Annotated in this window: 18 protein-coding genes; 12 read left to right on the top strand and 6 right to left on the bottom strand. The window is 67.4% G+C overall.

Translation table 11 applies throughout. The features are described from left to right. Positions 1–60: 60 nt before the first annotated feature. The 4 genes from K225_RS0111795 to K225_RS0111810 form a co-directional block, all read right to left on the bottom strand. On the bottom strand, positions 61–1278 hold the full coding sequence (locus tag K225_RS0111795) for a M20 aminoacylase family protein (RefSeq protein ID WP_026436607.1): 1218 nt from the start codon (positions 1276–1278) through the stop codon (positions 61–63). Beyond that, positions 1278–2258 carry an ABC transporter permease gene (locus K225_RS0111800; protein ID WP_026436608.1) on the bottom strand — a complete coding sequence of 327 codons (981 nt, stop codon included), beginning with the start codon at positions 2256–2258 and terminating at the stop codon, positions 1278–1280. The genes K225_RS0111795 and K225_RS0111800 overlap by 1 nt, the downstream gene beginning before the upstream one ends. Before the next feature lie 278 nt (positions 2259–2536). After that, positions 2537–3751 carry a porin gene (locus tag K225_RS0111805; RefSeq protein WP_026436609.1) on the bottom strand — a complete coding sequence of 405 codons (1215 nt, stop codon included), beginning with the start codon at positions 3749–3751 and terminating at the stop codon, positions 2537–2539. A gap of 339 nt (positions 3752–4090) precedes the next feature. Further along, on the bottom strand, positions 4091–5131 hold the full coding sequence (locus tag K225_RS0111810) for a porin (RefSeq protein WP_026436610.1): 1041 nt from the start codon (positions 5129–5131) through the stop codon (positions 4091–4093). 483 nt (positions 5132–5614) lie between these two features. Here K225_RS0111810 and coq7 point away from each other — a divergent pair, with 483 nt between their 5' ends. Beyond that, on the top strand, positions 5615–6232 hold the full coding sequence (gene coq7, locus K225_RS0111815; protein WP_026436611.1) for a 2-polyprenyl-3-methyl-6-methoxy-1,4-benzoquinone monooxygenase: 618 nt from the start codon (positions 5615–5617) through the stop codon (positions 6230–6232). Positions 6233–6263: 31 nt separating this feature from the next. On the opposite strand, the gene K225_RS0111820 is transcribed toward coq7, so the two are convergent. Further along, the gene (locus K225_RS0111820; protein ID WP_026436612.1) at positions 6264–6713 is read right to left on the bottom strand and encodes an OsmC family protein; all 450 of its coding nucleotides are present in this window, start codon (positions 6711–6713) and stop codon (positions 6264–6266) included. 357 nt (positions 6714–7070) lie between these two features. On the opposite strand from K225_RS0111820, the gene ilvA reads away from it, so the two are divergent. The 3 genes from ilvA (at position 7071) to K225_RS0111835 (ending at position 10115) form a co-directional block, all read left to right on the top strand. Further along, positions 7071–8630 carry a threonine ammonia-lyase, biosynthetic gene (ilvA, locus tag K225_RS0111825; RefSeq protein WP_026436613.1) on the top strand — a complete coding sequence of 520 codons (1560 nt, stop codon included), beginning with the start codon at positions 7071–7073 and terminating at the stop codon, positions 8628–8630. An 85-nt stretch (positions 8631–8715) separates the two neighbouring features. Continuing rightward, positions 8716–9522 carry an adenosylcobinamide-GDP ribazoletransferase gene (locus K225_RS0111830; RefSeq protein ID WP_026436614.1) on the top strand — a complete coding sequence of 269 codons (807 nt, stop codon included), beginning with the start codon at positions 8716–8718 and terminating at the stop codon, positions 9520–9522. Further along, the gene (locus K225_RS0111835) at positions 9513–10115 is read left to right on the top strand and encodes a histidine phosphatase family protein (RefSeq protein WP_026436615.1); all 603 of its coding nucleotides are present in this window, start codon (positions 9513–9515) and stop codon (positions 10113–10115) included. The genes K225_RS0111830 and K225_RS0111835 overlap by 10 nt, the downstream gene beginning before the upstream one ends. Here the strand turns inward: K225_RS0111835 and K225_RS0111840 are convergent. Next, positions 10105–10560, bottom strand: coding sequence for a type II secretion system protein N (locus tag K225_RS0111840; protein WP_026436616.1), 456 nt, complete (start codon positions 10558–10560; stop codon positions 10105–10107). The genes K225_RS0111835 and K225_RS0111840 overlap by 11 nt on opposite strands. A 71-nt stretch (positions 10561–10631) precedes the next feature. Here K225_RS0111840 and gspG point away from each other — a divergent pair, with 71 nt between their 5' ends. The 8 genes from gspG to gspN all read left to right on the top strand — a co-directional run bounded on the left by gspG (position 10632) and on the right by gspN (position 16388). Then, on the top strand, positions 10632–11072 hold the full coding sequence (gspG, locus tag K225_RS0111845; protein WP_026436617.1) for a type II secretion system major pseudopilin GspG: 441 nt from the start codon (positions 10632–10634) through the stop codon (positions 11070–11072). A gap of 160 nt (positions 11073–11232) precedes the next feature. Then, entirely contained in the window at positions 11233–11631 is a 399-nt protein-coding gene (locus tag K225_RS0111850) for a type II secretion system protein GspH (protein WP_238323227.1), read from the top strand. Next, on the top strand, positions 11628–11987 hold the full coding sequence (gene gspI, locus K225_RS0111855) for a type II secretion system minor pseudopilin GspI (protein WP_026436619.1): 360 nt from the start codon (positions 11628–11630) through the stop codon (positions 11985–11987). The genes K225_RS0111850 and gspI overlap by 4 nt, the downstream gene beginning before the upstream one ends. 16 nt (positions 11988–12003) lie before the next feature. Beyond that, positions 12004–12681 (top strand): type II secretion system protein J, encoded by a 678-nt coding sequence (locus K225_RS0111860; RefSeq protein ID WP_051248910.1) that lies wholly within the window; start codon positions 12004–12006, stop codon positions 12679–12681. Further along, positions 12678–13685 (top strand): type II secretion system minor pseudopilin GspK, encoded by a 1008-nt coding sequence (gene gspK, locus K225_RS0111865; protein WP_026436621.1) that lies wholly within the window; start codon positions 12678–12680, stop codon positions 13683–13685. The genes K225_RS0111860 and gspK overlap by 4 nt, the downstream gene beginning before the upstream one ends. A 58-nt stretch (positions 13686–13743) precedes the next feature. Then, positions 13744–15006: a type II secretion system protein GspL gene (gene gspL, locus K225_RS0111870; RefSeq protein ID WP_026436622.1), complete on the top strand. Its 1263-nt coding sequence runs from the start codon at positions 13744–13746 to the stop codon at positions 15004–15006. Further along, a complete protein-coding gene (gspM, locus tag K225_RS0111875) occupies positions 15003–15545 on the top strand; it encodes a type II secretion system protein GspM (protein ID WP_026436623.1) in 543 nt (180 codons plus the stop codon). Before gspL ends, gspM begins: the two co-directional genes overlap by 4 nt. Positions 15546–15572: 27 nt before the next feature. Then, the gene (gene gspN, locus K225_RS0111880; protein ID WP_026436624.1) at positions 15573–16388 is read left to right on the top strand and encodes a type II secretion system protein N; all 816 of its coding nucleotides are present in this window, start codon (positions 15573–15575) and stop codon (positions 16386–16388) included. Positions 16389–16390 lie beyond the last annotated feature (2 nt).

Below are 16390 nucleotides of genomic sequence, written 5' to 3' on the forward strand. Positions count from 1 at the left end.
AATCTCCTGTGGATGGACGGGAACAAGAACTCAGGCGGTCAACCGGAACAAGGCAAAGAATCAGGGGGTCTGCAAGGGCATGGCCTGCTCGATCAGGCTGGCGTGCAGGGCCGACCCCAGCGGCAGAACCTCGTCGTTGAAGTCGTAGCGGCTGTTGTGCAGCGCGCTGCCGCTGGCGCCCGTGCCCTGCCCCAGGCGCAGGTAGGCGCCGGGTCTGGTCTGCAGCATGAACGAAAAATCTTCGGCGCCCATGCTGGGCTCGAGGTCGCGCACCACATGGTCGGCGCCCACCAGCGACTCGGCCACGTCGGCGGCAAAAATGGCCTCGCTTTCGGTATTGATGGTGGCGGGGTACATGCGCTCGTAATGCAGCGTGGCCGTGGCGCCAAACCCCAGGGCAATGGCGCTGCACAGCTCTTTGAGGCGCTGCTCCACCATCTCCTGCACCGCCGGATCGAAGGTGCGCACCGTTCCCACCAGCGTGGCGCTGCCCGGCAGCACGCTGAAAGCGCCCAGGTCGCCCGCCTGGATGGCGCACAGGCTGACCACGGCGCTGTCAATGGGCCGCACGTTGCGCGACACGATGCCCTGCGCCGCGGTGATGATGTGCGCCGCCACCAGCACCACGTCCACCGTCTGGTAGGCATGCGCGCCATGGCCGCCGCGGCCGGTGATCTCGATGGTGATGCGGTCGGCCGCCGCCATCATGGGTCCCGGATTGATGCCCACGGTGCCCGGTTTCATGGCCGGCCAGTTGTGCATGGCAAAAACGGACTGCACCGGAAACCGGTCGAACAGACCGTCCTCCATCATCACGCGGGCGCCGGCAAAGCCCTCTTCGCCGGGCTGGAAGATTAACACCGCGGTACCGTCAAAATTGCGGGTTTCGGCCAGGTAGCGGGCGGCGCCCACCAGCATGGCGGTATGGCCGTCATGGCCGCAGCCATGCATGAGGCCCTGCTTGCACGATTTCCAGGAAAAATCGTTGTGCTCGGTGATCGGCAGTGCATCCATGTCGGCACGCAGGCCCACCATGCTGCCGCTGGACTGGCTGCGGCCCCGCACCACGGCCACCAGGCCCGTGCGGCCAATGCCCTCGTGGATTTCATCCACGCCGCACAGCTGCAGCGCCTCTTTCACGCGCCGCCCCGTGTACACCTCTTCAAAACCCAGCTCGGGGTGGGCATGCAGGTCACGCCGTAGCGCGGTCAGTTCGGGGTGGAATTGGGCAATATGGGCAAAGGCGCGGCCGCCAACTTTCCAGCGGGGGTTGTGCATCAGTGTCCTCCGGCATGGCCCACGCGCAGGCGCGGGTCCACCACAAAATACAGCAGATCCACCACCAGGTTGATCACCACAAAAATCAGCGCAATCAGGCACAGATAGGCGGCCATCACCGGAATGTCGGCAAACGTCACGGCCTGGATGAACAGCAGCCCCATGCCAGGCCACTGGAACACCGTTTCGGTGATGATGGCAAAGGCAATCAACCCACCCAGCTGCAGCCCGGTGATCGTCATCACCGGCACCAGTGTGTTCTTGAGCGCATGGCCAAAATGGATGGCGCGGCTGGACAGGCCGCGCGCGCGGGCAAACTTGATGTAGTCGGTGCGCAGCACCTCCAGCATCTCGGCGCGCACCAGCCGCATGATGAGCGTGAGCTGGAAAATCGCCAGCGTGATGGCCGGCAGCGTGATGTGGTGCCAGCCCTTGGCCGTCAAAAGCCCCGAGGTCCACCACCCGATGTGCACCACCTCGCCGCGACCGAAGCTCGGAAACCAGCCCAGCGTCACCGCAAACACCAAAATCAATAGGATGCCAATCAGGAATGTGGGCAGCGACACGCCCAGCAACGACAAGGTCATGAACACCTGGCTGATGAATGTGCCACGCTTGAGCGCCGCATACACCCCCATGGGGACGCCCACCAGCAGGGCCAGCGCGGCGGCTACCAGGGCCAGCTCCAGCGTGGCCGGGAAGCGCTCGGCCATCAGGCGCGACACCTTGGCGCCCTGGCGCAGGCTCAGGCCAAACTCGCCCTGGGCGGCATTCACCAGAAAGTGCCAGAACTGCACAAAAAAGGGCTTGTCGAGCCCCAGGTCGGCGCGCAGGCTGCGGATCTGCTCAGGCGTGGCATCCTGGCCTAGCAGAAACACCACCGGATCGCCCACATACTGGAACAGCATGAAGGCGATGAAGGCCACGGTGACCATCACCATGACCGCCTGGATCAGGCGACGCAAAATAAAGGCAAGCATCAGTCAAACGAAAAATGATGGGCCATGCTAACAGGGAGTTTTCTCGCAACCACCCATGGTTTTCGATAGCTCCGCACCACAAAACGCCAGTGCATCCGTCGCCTCCACGCAGGAACCATGCCACCGCAACCCAGCAGCAGGAAACCGAAACCATGCACCCATTCGTGGGCTGACGACAAAAAGAAGAAAACCGGGTCACTCTGGCGAGCGACCCGGTTTTTCCCTGGAAACCAGCGCTGACCTGTCACCAGAGCAGCGCCCTTCTCCCACCAGTTGATTTAGAAGCGATGGCGCAGGCCTGCGGTGACGCCTGTGCGTGTACGGGCACCGTTGGCAGCCAGCGCCATGCCGTCACCGCCGCTGACGCGGGTATGGTCCACAGCGAAATAGGCATCCGTGCGCTTGGAGAAGGCGTAATCCACGGCAGCCACCAGGAAGTTGGCCTTGCCGTTGTAAACACCCGAAGCCGAGCCGGACTGCTTGGCATGGTAGTAATGCATGCCCCCATTGATCTGCGGCGTGATCTGGTAGCCAAAGCCCACCTTGAACATCTCACGCTTGTCGGCATGGTTGAGCAAACCCGCCACGGTGGCAGGCCGGCTCGGGTCTGCCGTGGCGCCTGGTACAAAGCCGCCACTCGAAGGGCTCATCCAGAAGGCACCGAGAACGGCGCTATCGACCACGCCCGCCACGCTCAGCGGATAGTTGCCCTTGCGCTTGTTCTCCGCGTAGCCCAGGTTCACATACAAGGGACCGGAACGGTACGAACCACCCAAGGTCCAGGCATCCACCTTGGTGCCGCCCGGCAATCTGGTGTTCAGGTAGCCCAGGCCGGCAGAAAGGCCATCGGCGGAATAACGCAGGTAACCGCCAGCCGTCCGGATGGCGCCGGTGCTGGCCGCGGCCGCGCCCATCTTGTCAACCGTGCTGCCTTCGTCGAAAGAATACTGGAGCGAGCCGCGGATCGCTCCGACCTCGGCCATGTACTTGATCATGTTGTTGGCACGCGAGCCCATGGACATGCCCAATTCGGGCTTGTATGCCTCCATGTACGGCGAATAGGGAAAGGATGCGTAGGTCGTGGTCACCAGGTCGAACAGCATGTTGTACTGGCGACCCACGGTCAGGCGGCCCAGGCTGCTGCTCTGCAGGCCCACCCAGGACTGCTGGAAATAATTGGCGGCGGCCACGGTGCCGCTGTCGGCGAGAAAGCGGTGCTCCAGATTGGCGATCGCCTTCAATCCGCCGCCCAGATCCTCGGTGACATTGATACCCAGGCGGCTTTGCGACATGCCGCCACCAATCATCTGGTCCAGCGACTGGCCCCGGTCGGTGGCCGGACCTTCGTTGGTGGTATGGCGATAGGCCACATCAACGATGCCGTACAGCTGCACGCTGCTCGCAGGGGCGCCGGCGGTCTGCGCGCAAGCAAAGCCCGAAGCCAGGGCAACGGCTCCGAAGGCGAACAGCTTCTGGATCTCGGTTTTTTTCATGGTCGCGTCTCTTTCCGTGGTTGAGTGGATGCCAATTGAGTGTAGTAAAGGCACGCCCGTTCGTAAGCGCTTGTGGCGTATTGCTTACACAGGCTTTCCCTAATAGAACGATCGTTCACTTATTAAAAATCAGGCATCACAACGCGCTTGCACAAAGGCAGGTGACTTTGCGGCTCCGCTTGCCGGGCCACTTGCAGAGAAGCGCAAGCCGGTCGCAAAAACCGGCTGGCAAAGGACAAAGCACAAGAAGGAAACATGCCCCCAATGAAAAAGCCACCCGTCTTGCGACGGGTGGCTCGGGTCATACCTCCATGAAAGCTGGCTCACGCCAGCCGTTCATCAGAAAGCGTGACGGATACCGACTTGCACGCCGGTCTGGCTTTCGCCAGCGCCGGGGCCGGCGGTGTTCAGGTTCTTGGCAGACAGGCCCATGTTGGAAGCATCCTTGTTGTCCATGAAGGCCACCGTGCCGTACACAGCCGTGCGCTTGGACAGGTTGTGGACATAGCCCAGGCTGATCTGGTGGGCCTTGGAGTCGATGGCCTTCTGGTCGTACAGAGCGTATTGCAGCTTGACTTCGCCAGCGCCCACAGGAGCCGACACGCCCAGGGCGTATGCGTTCACCTTGCGCTCGGCCAGGACACCACGGTCATCCTTGGTCTGCTGGAGGATGGCGATAGCCTTGGCAACGCCAAAGTTGTAAGAACCACCCAGGGTCAGCTTGTCGCGCTCAACGGTGCTGGTCAGGTTGGCACGGTCAAACGACAGGGCCACGCTCAGAGGACCGTTGTCATAGGCCACATTGCCGCCAATGTAGCGGCCAACCTTGCCCGAGGTCTGCTCGTCAAAAGCGTAGCTGATGCCACCGGTGAAGCCACTCATGTTGGGCGTGTAGTAGCTGATCATGTTGTTCTTACGGACACCGGCAGCATCAGTAGCCGTCTCACCCCAGGCGCTCCAGCCCATGAACTGGCCGATACCGGTCTGGCTGAACAGGTCGTAGCTGCTGGTCTTGCTGTAGCCAGCAAGCAGTTCGCGGCCCAGGCGAACTTCACCGAAGTTGCCCATCAGGCTGACGGTCGAACGGCGCTGGAAGTTGAAGCCAGCAGCATTGCCGTTGTCGCCGAAGATTTCGCCTTCGAGCCAGAAACCAGCCTTCAGGCCACCGCCCAGGTCTTCCACACCGCGGAAGCCGAGGCGGCTGGTGAGGTTACCGCTGGTGCTCAGGCCATACACGCTTTTGTCGACTGCGCCAGTTGCGCCGGAGTGGTCCACATAGCCGACGGCCGTGTCGACGATACCGAACAGGGTCACGGAAGATTGGGCCATTGCGGCGCCGGAAGCAGCCAGCACAGCCAGGGCAATCAGGGATTTTTTCATTGCGAATTACTCCAAGGTTAAACATGGGCACCGGTTCGGAGGTCTGGGGCGCAGCGCCAGCACAGTCCCACCGGTTCCCCGGGCCAACCTCCTGGTGGGGAAGTTGGTGTTATTGCACCAGACGGGGCGCGGTTGCGCAAAGAAAATCACCGCGCAGGGTCAATTTCGTTGCGGCATTGCAACAAGACCCCCTTATCGCAGAAGCCCTGCGCAACAGGGCACCATGCCAATATCCCCTGGTGCGGCAAAAAATGCGTCACACAGCACCTCATTGGCGGCGGCCAGCGCAGAAGCGATCGCAAACTACCTCAAGACAACCACTTCTGTCTGTAACAACTGTCGCATTCTCCTCGGGCATCCTTGCCACACACCCGGAACGTTGCAACACTTCGTCGCATTGTCCCCCTGTGCGCTGCCGGGAAGTGGGTTGTCAAAACATATTCCGCTCCCACCACCGCCCATTTTTCTTCCAAGAGATTCGCCATGGATCCATTCCTTTGCGCCGCAGACACCGCGCTGCGCACCCTGTTTGCCCAACCCCATGCCGTGGAGGCCTCCCCCGCCGAGCCCTTTGCCGAAGCCGCACTGAATCCCGCACAAAAGCGCCTGGCTGGCGCGCTGATGCGGGTGAACCATGTGGGCGAGGTGTGCGCCCAGGCCCTTTACACGGCGCAGGCAGCGGTCACGCGCGATGCCCGGCTGCGCAGCCACCTGCTCGAATCGGCCCGCGAAGAAACCGACCACCTGGCCTGGACGCAGCAGCGGCTCGACGCCCTGGGCACCAGGCCCAGCCTGCTCAACCCGCTGTGGTTTGCGGGCGCCTTCGCGCTGGGCCTGGTGGCCGCCAAGGTGAGCGACCGCGTGAGCCTGGGTTTTGTGGTGGAAACTGAAAACCAGGTGGCAGAACACCTGCAAAGCCATCTGCAAAGACTTCCCGCGGAAGATCTGGCCTCGCGGGCCGTGGTCAGCCGCATGAAGGACGACGAAGAGCGCCACGCCGCCCATGCGCACGATACCGGGGCTGTGGCCCTGCCAGCGCCCGCCCGCCTGATGATGAAAATGGCCGCCAAGGTGATGACGACCACGGCGCACTACGTCTGAACCGGCGCGGCCACAGAGCCCGCTTACGATCTCAGGCCTCGACGATCTCGAACCCGGTGGTGATGCGTGCCGTCTTGCCCAGCATGATGCTGGCAGAGCAGTATTTTTCGTGGCTCATGGCAATGGCGCGCTCCACCACGGCGGGTGCGAGCCCCTTGCCCGTCACGGTGAACTGCATGTGGATGGCGGTGAACACCTTGGGGTCCACCTCGGCCCGTTGCGACGTGAGCCTGACGCTGCAACCGCGTACATCGTGGCGGCCGCGCTTGAGGATCAGCACCACGTCGTAGGCGGTGCAGCCGCCGGTGCCCGCCAGCAGGGTTTCCATGGGCCGGGGCGCCAGGTTGAGCCCGCCATTGGCCGGGTTCGCCGCATCGGGGGCGCCATCCATGGCCAGGATGTGGCCACTGCCCGTTTCGGCCACAAAGCCCATTCCCGATCGCGTTCCGGCGCCGCCGGTCCAGCTGACTGTGCATTCCATGTCTGTCACTCCTTGTTGGTGCGTGGCTTTTTTGGCGAAATGGGCCCGCCACTGCAAAAAATACGGTAATTTTTGCTGCATTGCAGCACCCGACGCGCTAGAATAGCGCCATGCGTTGCCCTTTCGGGAAGAAAGGGTTGGTAGCCCAAGGCCACCAACAGCCGCAATGCGCTGATTGTCTCCTCCATCTCCTCAAAGGATGGATTCAGCCCTGGGCCTTACCGCCTGGGGCTTTTTTTTGCCTGTGCGGCGCTCAGCACTGTGCGGGCAGCCCCCGCCCCTGTCGGGCCGTCAGGCGTTGCGCCTATGATGGCTGCCCCGCCACCTGCGCTGTGGCGGCGCACACCCTGCCATCCCATGACCCAGCCTCTCACACCCCTCGATTACCTGAAGAAGATCCTGACCGCGCGCGTCTATGACGTGGCCGTCGAGTCGGCCCTGGAGCCTGCCAGAAACCTGAGCCGCCGCCTGCACAACAAGGTGCTTTTGAAGCGTGAGGACCAGCAGCCGGTGTTCAGCTTCAAGCTGCGCGGTGCCTACAACAAGATGGCCCACCTGGCGCCCGAGCAGTTGCAAAAGGGCGTGATCTGCGCCTCGGCCGGCAACCACGCGCAGGGCGTGGCCATGAGCGCACGCAAGCTGGGCACGCGCGCCGTGGTGGTGATGCCCACCACCACACCTCAGCTCAAGGTGGACGCTGTGCAGGCGCTGGGCGGCGAGGTGGTGCTGGCGGGCGACAGCTATTCCGATGCCTACGACCACGCGGTGCGGCTGCAGCAGGAGCAGGGGTTGACCTTTGTCCACCCCTTTGACGACCCCGACGTGATCGCCGGCCAGGGCACGATTGCCATGGAAATCCTGCGCCAGCTGCAAAAGCTGGGCAGCAACCAGCTCGATGCCGTGTTCGTGGCGATTGGCGGCGGCGGCCTGGTGGCGGGCGTGGCCAACTACATCAAGGCGGTGCGGCCCGACATCCGGGTGATTGGTGTGCAGATGAACGACTCGGACGCCATGCTCCAGTCGGTCAACGCGCACGAACGCGTCACGCTGGCCGATGTGGGCCTGTTTTCCGACGGCACGGCCGTCAAGCTGGTGGGCGAGGAAACCTTTCGCATCGCCCAGGGCCTGGTGGATGAATTCGTCACCGTGGACACCGACGCGGTCTGCGCCGCCATCAAGGATGTGTTCGTGGACACGCGCAGCATCGTCGAGCCCGCCGGGGCCCTCGCCGTGGCGGCCATCAAGCAGTACGTGGCCAAGAACAAAACCAAGGGCGAAACCTACGCCGCCATCTTGTGCGGCGCCAACATGAACTTCGACCGCCTGCGCTTCGTGGCCGAGCGCGCCGAGGTGGGCGAGGAACGCGAGGCCCTGCTGGCCGTCACCATCCCCGAAGAGCGCGGCAGCTTCCGCCGCTTTTGCGAGGTGGTGGGCGGCCTGCCCGGCGGCCCGCGCAACGTGACCGAGTTCAACTACCGCATCAGCGACGCCCAGCGCGCCCATGTGTTCGTGGGCCTGGCCACGCATGGCAAGGGCGAGTCGGAAAAGATCACCCGGAACTTCGAGCGCCACGGTTTCGAGTCGCTCGACCTGACGCACGACGAGCTGGCCAAGGAGCACCTGCGCCACCTGGTGGGCGGCCACTCGGCGCTGGCGCAGGACGAGCGCCTGCTGCGTTTCGTGTTCCCCGAGCGGCCCGGCGCGCTGCTCAAGTTCCTGAGCCTGATGCAGCCCACCTGGAACATCAGCCTGTTCCACTACCGCAACCAGGGCGCCGACTACGGCCGCATCCTGGTGGGCCTGCAGGTGCCGCCCGAAGACGCTGCGGCGTTTGATGCCTTCCTGGCCACGCTGGGCTACCCATCTGTGGAAGAAACGCTGAACCCGGCCTACCGGCTGTTTTTGCGCTCCAAGTAAGCAGAATATTGCGCAAAATGACTGCGGAAGCTTATCCATCCGGCGCTGGCAGCTATCCGATTTGAAACTCCCACGGCCCCGCACCATGCAAGCCCTGCGCCACTACCTGCTGGCCGTGCAGTTTTTCACCCGCATCCCCGTCACCGGGCGGCTGGCCGGCTGGGTGGGCTACAGCCCGGCCATGCTGCGCGCCAGTGCAGCGCATTTTCCGGGCATCGGCTGGCTGGCGGCGGCGCTGGCGGCGGGCGTGTATGCCGCGCTGCATTGGGCCCTGGCGCCCAACCCGCTGGCGCCGGCCGTGGCGGCGGTGTTCTGCACCATCGCCACGGTGCTGATGACCGGCGGTTTCCATGAAGACGGCCTGGCCGACGTAGCCGACGGCCTGGGCGGCAGCTACGAGCGCGAACGCGCGCTCGACATCATGAAGGACTCGCGCATCGGCGCCTTCGGGGCCATGGCCCTGGTGCTGGCGCTGCTGGCCAAGGTCGGCCTGCTGGCGCTGCTGGGCGCGCACAGCCTGCTGGCGGCCGTGGCTGCGCTGGTGGGCGGCCATGTGCTGTCGCGCCTGTGGCCGCTGTTCATCGTGCGCGGGCTGCCGCATGTGGGCGACACGACCCGGTCCAAAAGCAAGCCGCTGGCCGACCAGATCACCGGCGCCGCACTGGTTGCTGCCGTTTTGTGGTGTTTTATACCTCTAACGCTTGTCTGGCAATCGCAGTCAGCTATTTATTTAGGAGTATCTGCTTCCTGCAGTGCACTGGCCGCTGCCTGGATGGGCCGCTGGGTCGCGCGGCGCCTGCAGGGTTTCACGGGCGACTGCCTGGGCGCCACGCAGCAGGTCAGCGAGATCGGCTTTTACCTGGGCGCGGCGCTGGCCCTGCGATGGATGTGAGCCCGCCCGCTGGCACCCGCCTGTGGCTGGTGCGCCATGCACAACCCCTGGTGGCACCGGGCACCTGCTACGGTGCGCTCGATGTGCCAGCCGACGCCACAGCCACCCGCGTGGCGGCGCAACGCCTGGCAGACGCCCTGCCACCGAAGGCGCGGGTCTTTCATTCAACGCTGCAAAGATGTGCGCTGCTGGCGCATGACCTGCAAGCGCTCAGGCCCGATTTGGCCTCCAATCCCGACACCCGCCTGCGTGAAATGGACTTTGGCCACTGGGAAGGGCGGGCCTGGGAACACATTGGCAAAACGGCCATCGACGCGTGGACGGCCGCCTTCGCCACCCACGCACCCGGCGGCGGTGAGAGCCTGAGCGCCATGCTGGCCCGCGTCTCGCTGGCCTTGCGCGCCACGCAGCCCCAGCACACGGAGCCAGCGGCGCAGGATGTGGTGTGGATCACCCACGCCGGGGTAGCGCGCTGCGTGGCCTGGCTGCAGACGCATGGCGACGGCGTCTGGCCCCGGCCAGAGCAGTGGCCGGCGGCAGCGCCCGCGTGGGGCGAATGGGAAATCCGGAACCTGGACCGGTTCAGTTCTTGAGCGGCATGTCCAGCGTCAGCGTGGCGGGGCCATCGACGCTGGCGCCCAGCCGGGCCTGGCGCGGGTCCAGCGACTGCAGCACCAGCCCCTCGTCCACCGCAGCGCCCACGCGGAACGGCTTGGCCGGCTTGCCGTCCACCGCAATCAGCGCCGCACCGCCGCCGCTGCTGCGGCCCGCCAGCACGCCGATCAGGGCAAAGCGGCTGGCCAGCGAGGCCGCGGGCGCCCGGCCCGCCACCGCATCGGTCGCTGCCGGCACACCCAGCAGGCGCGCCATGGCCTGCGCATCGGGCGCCACGGGCGCGGGGGCCACGGCCGGCACCGCCAGCCCCACGGGCCGGGCCGACAGGCGCAGCCCCCAATAGGCCACGCTGGCGCCCGCCAGGGCCCAGAGCGCCAGAGTCCCCAGGCGCACGCCCCATCTGCTGTGTGTATTGGTCACCATGCGGGGATTATGATTCACACGATCCGACCCTCCCGAGACCGCCTGCAGTGAACAAATCCTCCGCCCCCCCCCTGCGCACCGCCCGCAGCCGCCTGGCCACGCACCTTGCGCGGGGCTTCACCCTGATCGAGCTGATGGTGGTGCTGGTCATCATCGGCGTGCTGGCCGCGCTGATCGTGCCCAACGTGCTCGACCGCGCCGACGATGCGCGCAGCACCGCCGCCCGCACCGACGTCGCCAACGTGATGCAGGCGCTCAAGCTGTACCGCCTGGACAACCAACGCTACCCCACGGCCGAACAGGGCCTGCAGGCGCTGGTCGCCAAGCCCACGGCCGGCCCCATCCCCGGCAACTGGAAACCCTACCTCGACAAGCTGCCCAACGACCCCTGGGGTCGCCCTTACCAGTACCTGAACCCCGGCATCAAGGGCGAGATCGACGTGATGTCGTTCGGAGCCGATGGCCAGTCGGGCGGCGAGGGCAAGAACGCGGATATCGGCAGCTGGCAGTGACCGGTCTTCTTTCCCCACGCATCCCAGGCCCATGAAACTGGCGCGCCCCCGGCCAGGGACGCCGTGGAACTGGCGCTGCCAGGTCACTGGCGTCGTCCCCCTCCCCGCGCGCGGCGCGAGAGCGGAGGGAAGCCGCGCAGCGGCCCAGGGGGGTTTTACCCTGCTGGAATTGCTGGTGGTCATCAGCATCATGGCGCTGGCCACGGCGGGCGTCAGCCTGGCGCTGCGCGACGGCGGGCAGACACAGCTGGAGCGCGAAGCAGCACGGCTGGCGGCCCTGCTGGAATCGGGCCGGGCCCAATCGCGCGGCACGGGCGTGCCGGTACGCTGGCGCGCCGATGCGCAGGGTTTCCGGTTCGAGGGCCTGCCCGCCGGCACGCTGCCCACCCAGTGGCTGGATGCCGGCACCACGGTGCGCGGCCCCGCCACCCTGCAACTGGGACCCGAGCCGCTGATCGGGCCGCAGCAGGTGCTGCTGACCCACCAGGCCCACCCCGAACGCACGCTGCGCGTGGCCACCGACGGCCTGCGGCCTTTCGCGGTGGAGCCACTGCCATGAAAACGCCAGAACAGGGCTTTACCCTGGTCGAGGTGCTGGTGGCGCTGGCCATTGTGGCCATTGCCCTTCTGGCGGGCCTGCAGGCCACCACGGCGCTGACGCGCAATGCACTGCGGCAATCGGACATCGTGCTGGCCCAGCTCTGCGCCGAGAACGAACTGGTCAAGGCCCGCCTGTCACGCCAGATGCCGGGGGTGGGCGACAGCACCCAGCCCTGCGAGCAGGCGGGGCGGCGCTTCGATGTGGCCGTGATCGTGCGGCCCACGCCCAACCCGAGTTTTCGGCGCGTGGATGCGCAGGTGTTCGATGGCGAAAACTCCGTGCTGCGCCTGTCCACCATCGTGGGCAGATATTGATATGCGAATGGCTGGCATGACGCACTGGGGCGCGCGCCGCGCACGCTCTCCAAACGGTTTCACCCTGATCGAGCTGCTGGTGGCCATTGCCATCATGGCGCTGATGGCCATCCTGGGGTGGCGCGGGCTGGACGGCATGGCGCGGGCACAGGAGACGACGCGCCAGCGGGCCGATGAACTGCTGGTGGTGCAGGCCGCGCTCGCGCAGTGGGGCGCGGATCTGGACGCCATCGTGTCCGTGCCCTACACCACGCCGCTGAACTGGGACGGCCAGGTGCTGCGCATGACGCGGCGCAGCAGCGCCCGGCCCGACGAAGGTGCCCTGGTGGTGGCCTGGACCCGGCGCGACCTGCAGGGCACCAGCCGCTGGCTGCGCTGGCAATCGCCCCCGGTGCGCACCCATGCTGACTGGCAGCAGGCCTGGCAGCAGGCGGCCCAGTGGGCCGGCAACCCCGGCGAAGCCGAGCGGCGCAGGGAAGTGGTGCTGCTGCCACTGGACCACTGGCAAATCTATTTTTACCGCGGCGGTGCCTGGTCGAACCCGCAGTCCAGCAGCAACACGACGCCCGGTGAGGCCAACGCCGCACTGCCCGATGGCGTGCGCCTGCAGATCACCCTCAGCCCGGGCCAGGCGCTGGCCGGGCAGATCACGCGCGACTGGGTCAACCCGGTGCTGGGTGGCGGTAAGTCATGAGGCACGGCACTACCTCGTTTCCAAACGCCTCGGGCCCGGCCCGCCAGCGCGGCGCGGCCCTGCTGGCGGCCATGCTCACGGTGACGCTGGTGGCCACCTTTGCCGCCGCCGCCCTGTGGCAGCAGTGGCGCGCGATTGAGGTCGAAACGGCCGAGCGTGCCCGGCTGCAGTCGGCCTGGATTCTGGTGGGCGCGCTCGACTGGTCGCGCCTGATCCTGCGCGAGGACGGCATCACCGGCGGTGCCGACCACCTGGCCGAACCCTGGGCCGTGCCGCTGCAGGAGGCGCGCCTGTCCACCTTTCTGGCCGCCGACCGCAACATGACCCAGGTGGACGACGCCAGCACCGACACCACCGACGCCTTTCTGTCCGGCCAGATCACCGACCTGCAGGGGCGGCTGAACCTGAGCAACCTGATCGATGGCGACAAGGTCAACGCAGGCGCCTTGCGCCAGTTTTCTCGCCTGTTCGAGCGCCTGGGCCTGCCCCTGCAGCAACTGGGCCTGCTCGTGCAGGGCCTGCGCGAAGCCAAGGCCAGCCAGGGTGCCAGCAGCAGCGCTCCCCTGCTGCCGCCCACCCTGGCCCAGCTGGGCTGGCTGGGCCTGCCGCCCGCCACGCTCGCCGTGCTGGCGCCGCATGTCACGCTGTTGCCGGTGCGCACCCCGGTGAACCTGAACACCGCCGACGTGGATGTGCTGTTGGCCGCGATCGACGGGCTGGACATGGCGGGCGCGCAAAAGCTGGTGCAGGCCCGGCAGGCGCGCCATTTCCGGGCGTTGACCGATGCCTCCGACCAGCTGGGCGCCAGCATTGCGCTGAACGCCGACGACCATGCCATCGCCTCGCGCTACTTCGAGGTGCGCGGACGCCTGCGCCTGGGCTCCAGCGTGGTGGAAGAACGCTCGCTGGTGATGCGCCAGGGCACCACCCTCACCACGCTGTGGCGCGAACGCGGCGCTTTTGACAGCGCAGGCGCGACCGCTGCGCCTCCAGCGGCGCGCTGAGCGCCCTTGCCGCGGCACTGTCAACTCTGCCCCCTAAAATGGCCCGCAAATCCCGCCCATGAGCACCCTGATCCTTTTTCTGCCCCTGGCACCTTCCGGGTCCGCCACCGCCTACAGCTACACGCTGACCGCCGACGGCCACACCGCACTTCGCCACGCCAGCGCCCCGGCGCCGCTGCTGCCCGAGCCTGCCCGGCCGGGCGGCGAGGTGGTGGCAGTGGTGCCGGCAGCGGCGCTTTCATGGCAGCGCGTGCAATTGCCCCAGGGTGTGCCGCTGGGGGGGAACCAGCAGACGCCGCGCCTGCGCTCGGTGCTCGAAGGCCTGCTGGAAGACCAGCTGCTCGACGAACCTTCCCAGCTGCACTTTGCCCTGCAACCGGGTGCCAGCGCTGGCGAGCCGGTGTGGGTGGCCGTGTGCGACCGCGCCTGGCTGCGCGAAGCGCTGCAGACACTGGAGGCCGCAGGCCGGCGCGTCGCGCGCGTGGTGCCCGAATTTGCGCCGGGCCCCACCGCCAGCGGCGGGCCCGAGCTGTTTGCGCTGGGCAGCCCCGAGGATGCCCAGCTCGTGGTTTGTGGCCACGGACCCGATCAGGGCGTGGCCGTGCTACCCCTGTCCGCTGCGGCACTGGGCCTGATCGGCCCGGCCACCCGCCCCGGAGACCCCGACGAAGCGATGCCGCCGGTGCGCGCCGAGCCCGCCGTGGCGGCACTGGCCGAGCGCACGCTGGGCCGGTCGGTGGTGCTGCACACCACCAGCCAGCGCGCACTCGATGCGGCGCGCAGCGACTGGGACCTGGCGCAGTTCGACCTGGCCAGCACCGGGCGCACCCGTGCCCTGCGCAAGGCTGGCAGCGCCGCCAGCGCCTTGCTGCATGCGCCGCAGTGGCGCGCGGCACGCTGGGGCGCAGGCCTGCTGGCCGCCGCCCATCTGGTGGGCCTGAACGCGTGGGCCTGGCAGGAGCGCGGTGCGCTCGCCGCCAAGCAGGCGGGTGTGCGCAATGCACTCACCCAGACCTTTCCCAAGGTGCAGGTGGTGGTGGATGCCCCCGTGCAGATGGAACGCGAACTGGCCACGCTGCGCCAGGCCGCCGGCAGCGTGTCGCCGCGCGACCTGGAGCCCCTGCTCGCGGCGGCAGGCGCTGCCCTGCCCGCAGGCCAGCTGCCCAATGCACTCGAATACACCGCGGGCGAGCTGCGCCTGCGCGGCGTGACGCTGACGGCCGAAGCGCAGGCGGCCCTGGCCGCGCGGCTGCAAGCGGCCGGCTACAGCGCCCGCCTGGGCGACGGCAGCCTGTTGCTGCGCCCGGAGACCACACCATGAGCGCCCCCCTCCACACCGTCTTGCAGGACCGCTGGAAGGCCCTGGCCCCGCGCGAGCAGAACCTGCTGCTGGCCGCGGGCGCCGTGGTGGCCCTGGCGCTGCTGTGGTGGGTGGCCCTGGCGCCGGCCCTGGCCACGCTGCGCACGGCCCCCGCGCGCCATGCGGCCCTGGATACCCAGCTGCAGCGCATGCAAAGCCTGCAGGCCGAAGCCCTGCAACTGCAGGCTGCACCCCGTAGCGCCCCCAGCGATGCCGTGGCCAGCCTGCGCAGCACGCTGACCGAGCGCCTGGGCGCCACGGCCCAGCTCAGCCTGGCGGGCGACCGCGCCACCATCACGCTCAAGGGGGCGCCCGCCGACGCCCTGGCCCCATGGCTGGCCCAGGCGCGCAGCAATGCGCTGGCGGTGCCGGTCGAGGCCCGCCTCGCACGCAGCGCGCCAGCAGCCAGCCCCACGGCCCCCACCCCCCTCGGCAATGGGCCCGCTGCAGCCGCACCACGCTGGGATGGCAGCCTGGTGCTGGCCCTGCCAGCCCGCTGACCGGCTGCCCCTTCCGTGTTCCGCAACGTGTCCCTTCCCCAGCGTTCCCGGCCCCGGCGTACCACCAAGGCGGCCCCGCGCGCGCCCTGGGGCTGGGCTGCGGCCGGCGTGCTCGCGGGTGTGCTGCCAGCATTGGTGGTTTTTGCGCCGGCGCAGTGGCTGGCCCGGGCGGTGGACCGCGCCAGCCAGGGGCAAGTGCTGCTGGCCCAGGCGCGTGGCACCGTGTGGACCGGGTCGGCCCAGCTGGTCCTGACCGGCGGTGGTGCCAGCCAGGACCGCACCGCCCTGCCCGGGCGCCTGGAGTGGCGCTTGCGCCCCCGCTGGACCGGCCTGCACGCCCAGGTGCACGCCGCCTGCTGCATGGCCGCCCCCCTGCAGGCCCGCGTGGACGCGCGCTGGGGCGGCGCGCGCCTGGCCATCGCCGATGGCCAGAGCCAGTTCCCCGCCGGCCTGCTGACCGGCCTGGGCACACCCTGGAACACCCTGCAACCCCAGGGCCAGCTGGCCCTGCAGACCCAGGGCCTCGAAGCCCTGTGGACCGCGGGCCGCCTGGCACTGGCGGGCACAGCACAACTGGACGCGCGGGCCATGTCCTCGCGCCTGTCCACCCTGCGCCCCATGGGCAGCTACCGGCTCGTGCTGCAGGGCGGCGAAGTGCCCACGCTCACCCTGAACACACTCGATGGCGACCTGCAGCTGAACGGCCGCGGCCAATGGGTGGGCCAGCGCCTGCACTTTACCGGCGAGGCCAGCGCCACGCCCGAGCGCGAGGCGGCCCTGGCCAATCTTCTGAACATCATCGGACGGCGCAACGGCGCACGCTCCATCATTACCGTGGGTTGACC

It is taken from the genome of Acidovorax sp. JHL-9, from assembly GCF_000426205.1.
In the GTDB taxonomy this organism is placed as follows: domain Bacteria; phylum Pseudomonadota; class Gammaproteobacteria; order Burkholderiales; family Burkholderiaceae_C; genus Acidovorax; species Acidovorax soli.

What these genes read in the sequence shown, in the direction of transcription:
- coq7 (WP_026436611.1), top strand. Translation starts at nt 5,615, where the DNA reads ATGGATCCATTCCTTTGCGCCGCAGACACCGCGCTGCGCACCCTGTTT.
- K225_RS0111820 (WP_026436612.1), bottom strand. Translation starts at nt 6,713, where the DNA reads ATGGAATGCACAGTCAGCTGGACCGGCGGCGCCGGAACGCGATCGGGA.
- gspL (WP_026436622.1), top strand. Translation starts at nt 13,744, where the DNA reads ATGAGCACCCTGATCCTTTTTCTGCCCCTGGCACCTTCCGGGTCCGCC.
- ilvA (WP_026436613.1), top strand. Translation starts at nt 7,071, where the DNA reads ATGACCCAGCCTCTCACACCCCTCGATTACCTGAAGAAGATCCTGACC.
- gspM (WP_026436623.1), top strand. Translation starts at nt 15,003, where the DNA reads ATGAGCGCCCCCCTCCACACCGTCTTGCAGGACCGCTGGAAGGCCCTG.
- K225_RS0111830 (WP_026436614.1), top strand. Translation starts at nt 8,716, where the DNA reads ATGCAAGCCCTGCGCCACTACCTGCTGGCCGTGCAGTTTTTCACCCGC.
- K225_RS0111840 (WP_026436616.1), bottom strand. Translation starts at nt 10,560, where the DNA reads ATGGTGACCAATACACACAGCAGATGGGGCGTGCGCCTGGGGACTCTG.
- K225_RS0111805 (WP_026436609.1), bottom strand. Translation starts at nt 3,751, where the DNA reads ATGAAAAAAACCGAGATCCAGAAGCTGTTCGCCTTCGGAGCCGTTGCC.
- gspK (WP_026436621.1), top strand. Translation starts at nt 12,678, where the DNA reads ATGAGGCACGGCACTACCTCGTTTCCAAACGCCTCGGGCCCGGCCCGC.
- K225_RS0111860 (WP_051248910.1), top strand. Translation starts at nt 12,004, where the DNA reads ATGACGCACTGGGGCGCGCGCCGCGCACGCTCTCCAAACGGTTTCACC.
- gspI (WP_026436619.1), top strand. Translation starts at nt 11,628, where the DNA reads ATGAAAACGCCAGAACAGGGCTTTACCCTGGTCGAGGTGCTGGTGGCG.
- K225_RS0111810 (WP_026436610.1), bottom strand. Translation starts at nt 5,131, where the DNA reads ATGAAAAAATCCCTGATTGCCCTGGCTGTGCTGGCTGCTTCCGGCGCC.
- K225_RS0111800 (WP_026436608.1), bottom strand. Translation starts at nt 2,258, where the DNA reads ATGCTTGCCTTTATTTTGCGTCGCCTGATCCAGGCGGTCATGGTGATG.
- K225_RS0111835 (WP_026436615.1), top strand. Translation starts at nt 9,513, where the DNA reads ATGGATGTGAGCCCGCCCGCTGGCACCCGCCTGTGGCTGGTGCGCCAT.
- K225_RS0111795 (WP_026436607.1), bottom strand. Translation starts at nt 1,278, where the DNA reads ATGCACAACCCCCGCTGGAAAGTTGGCGGCCGCGCCTTTGCCCATATT.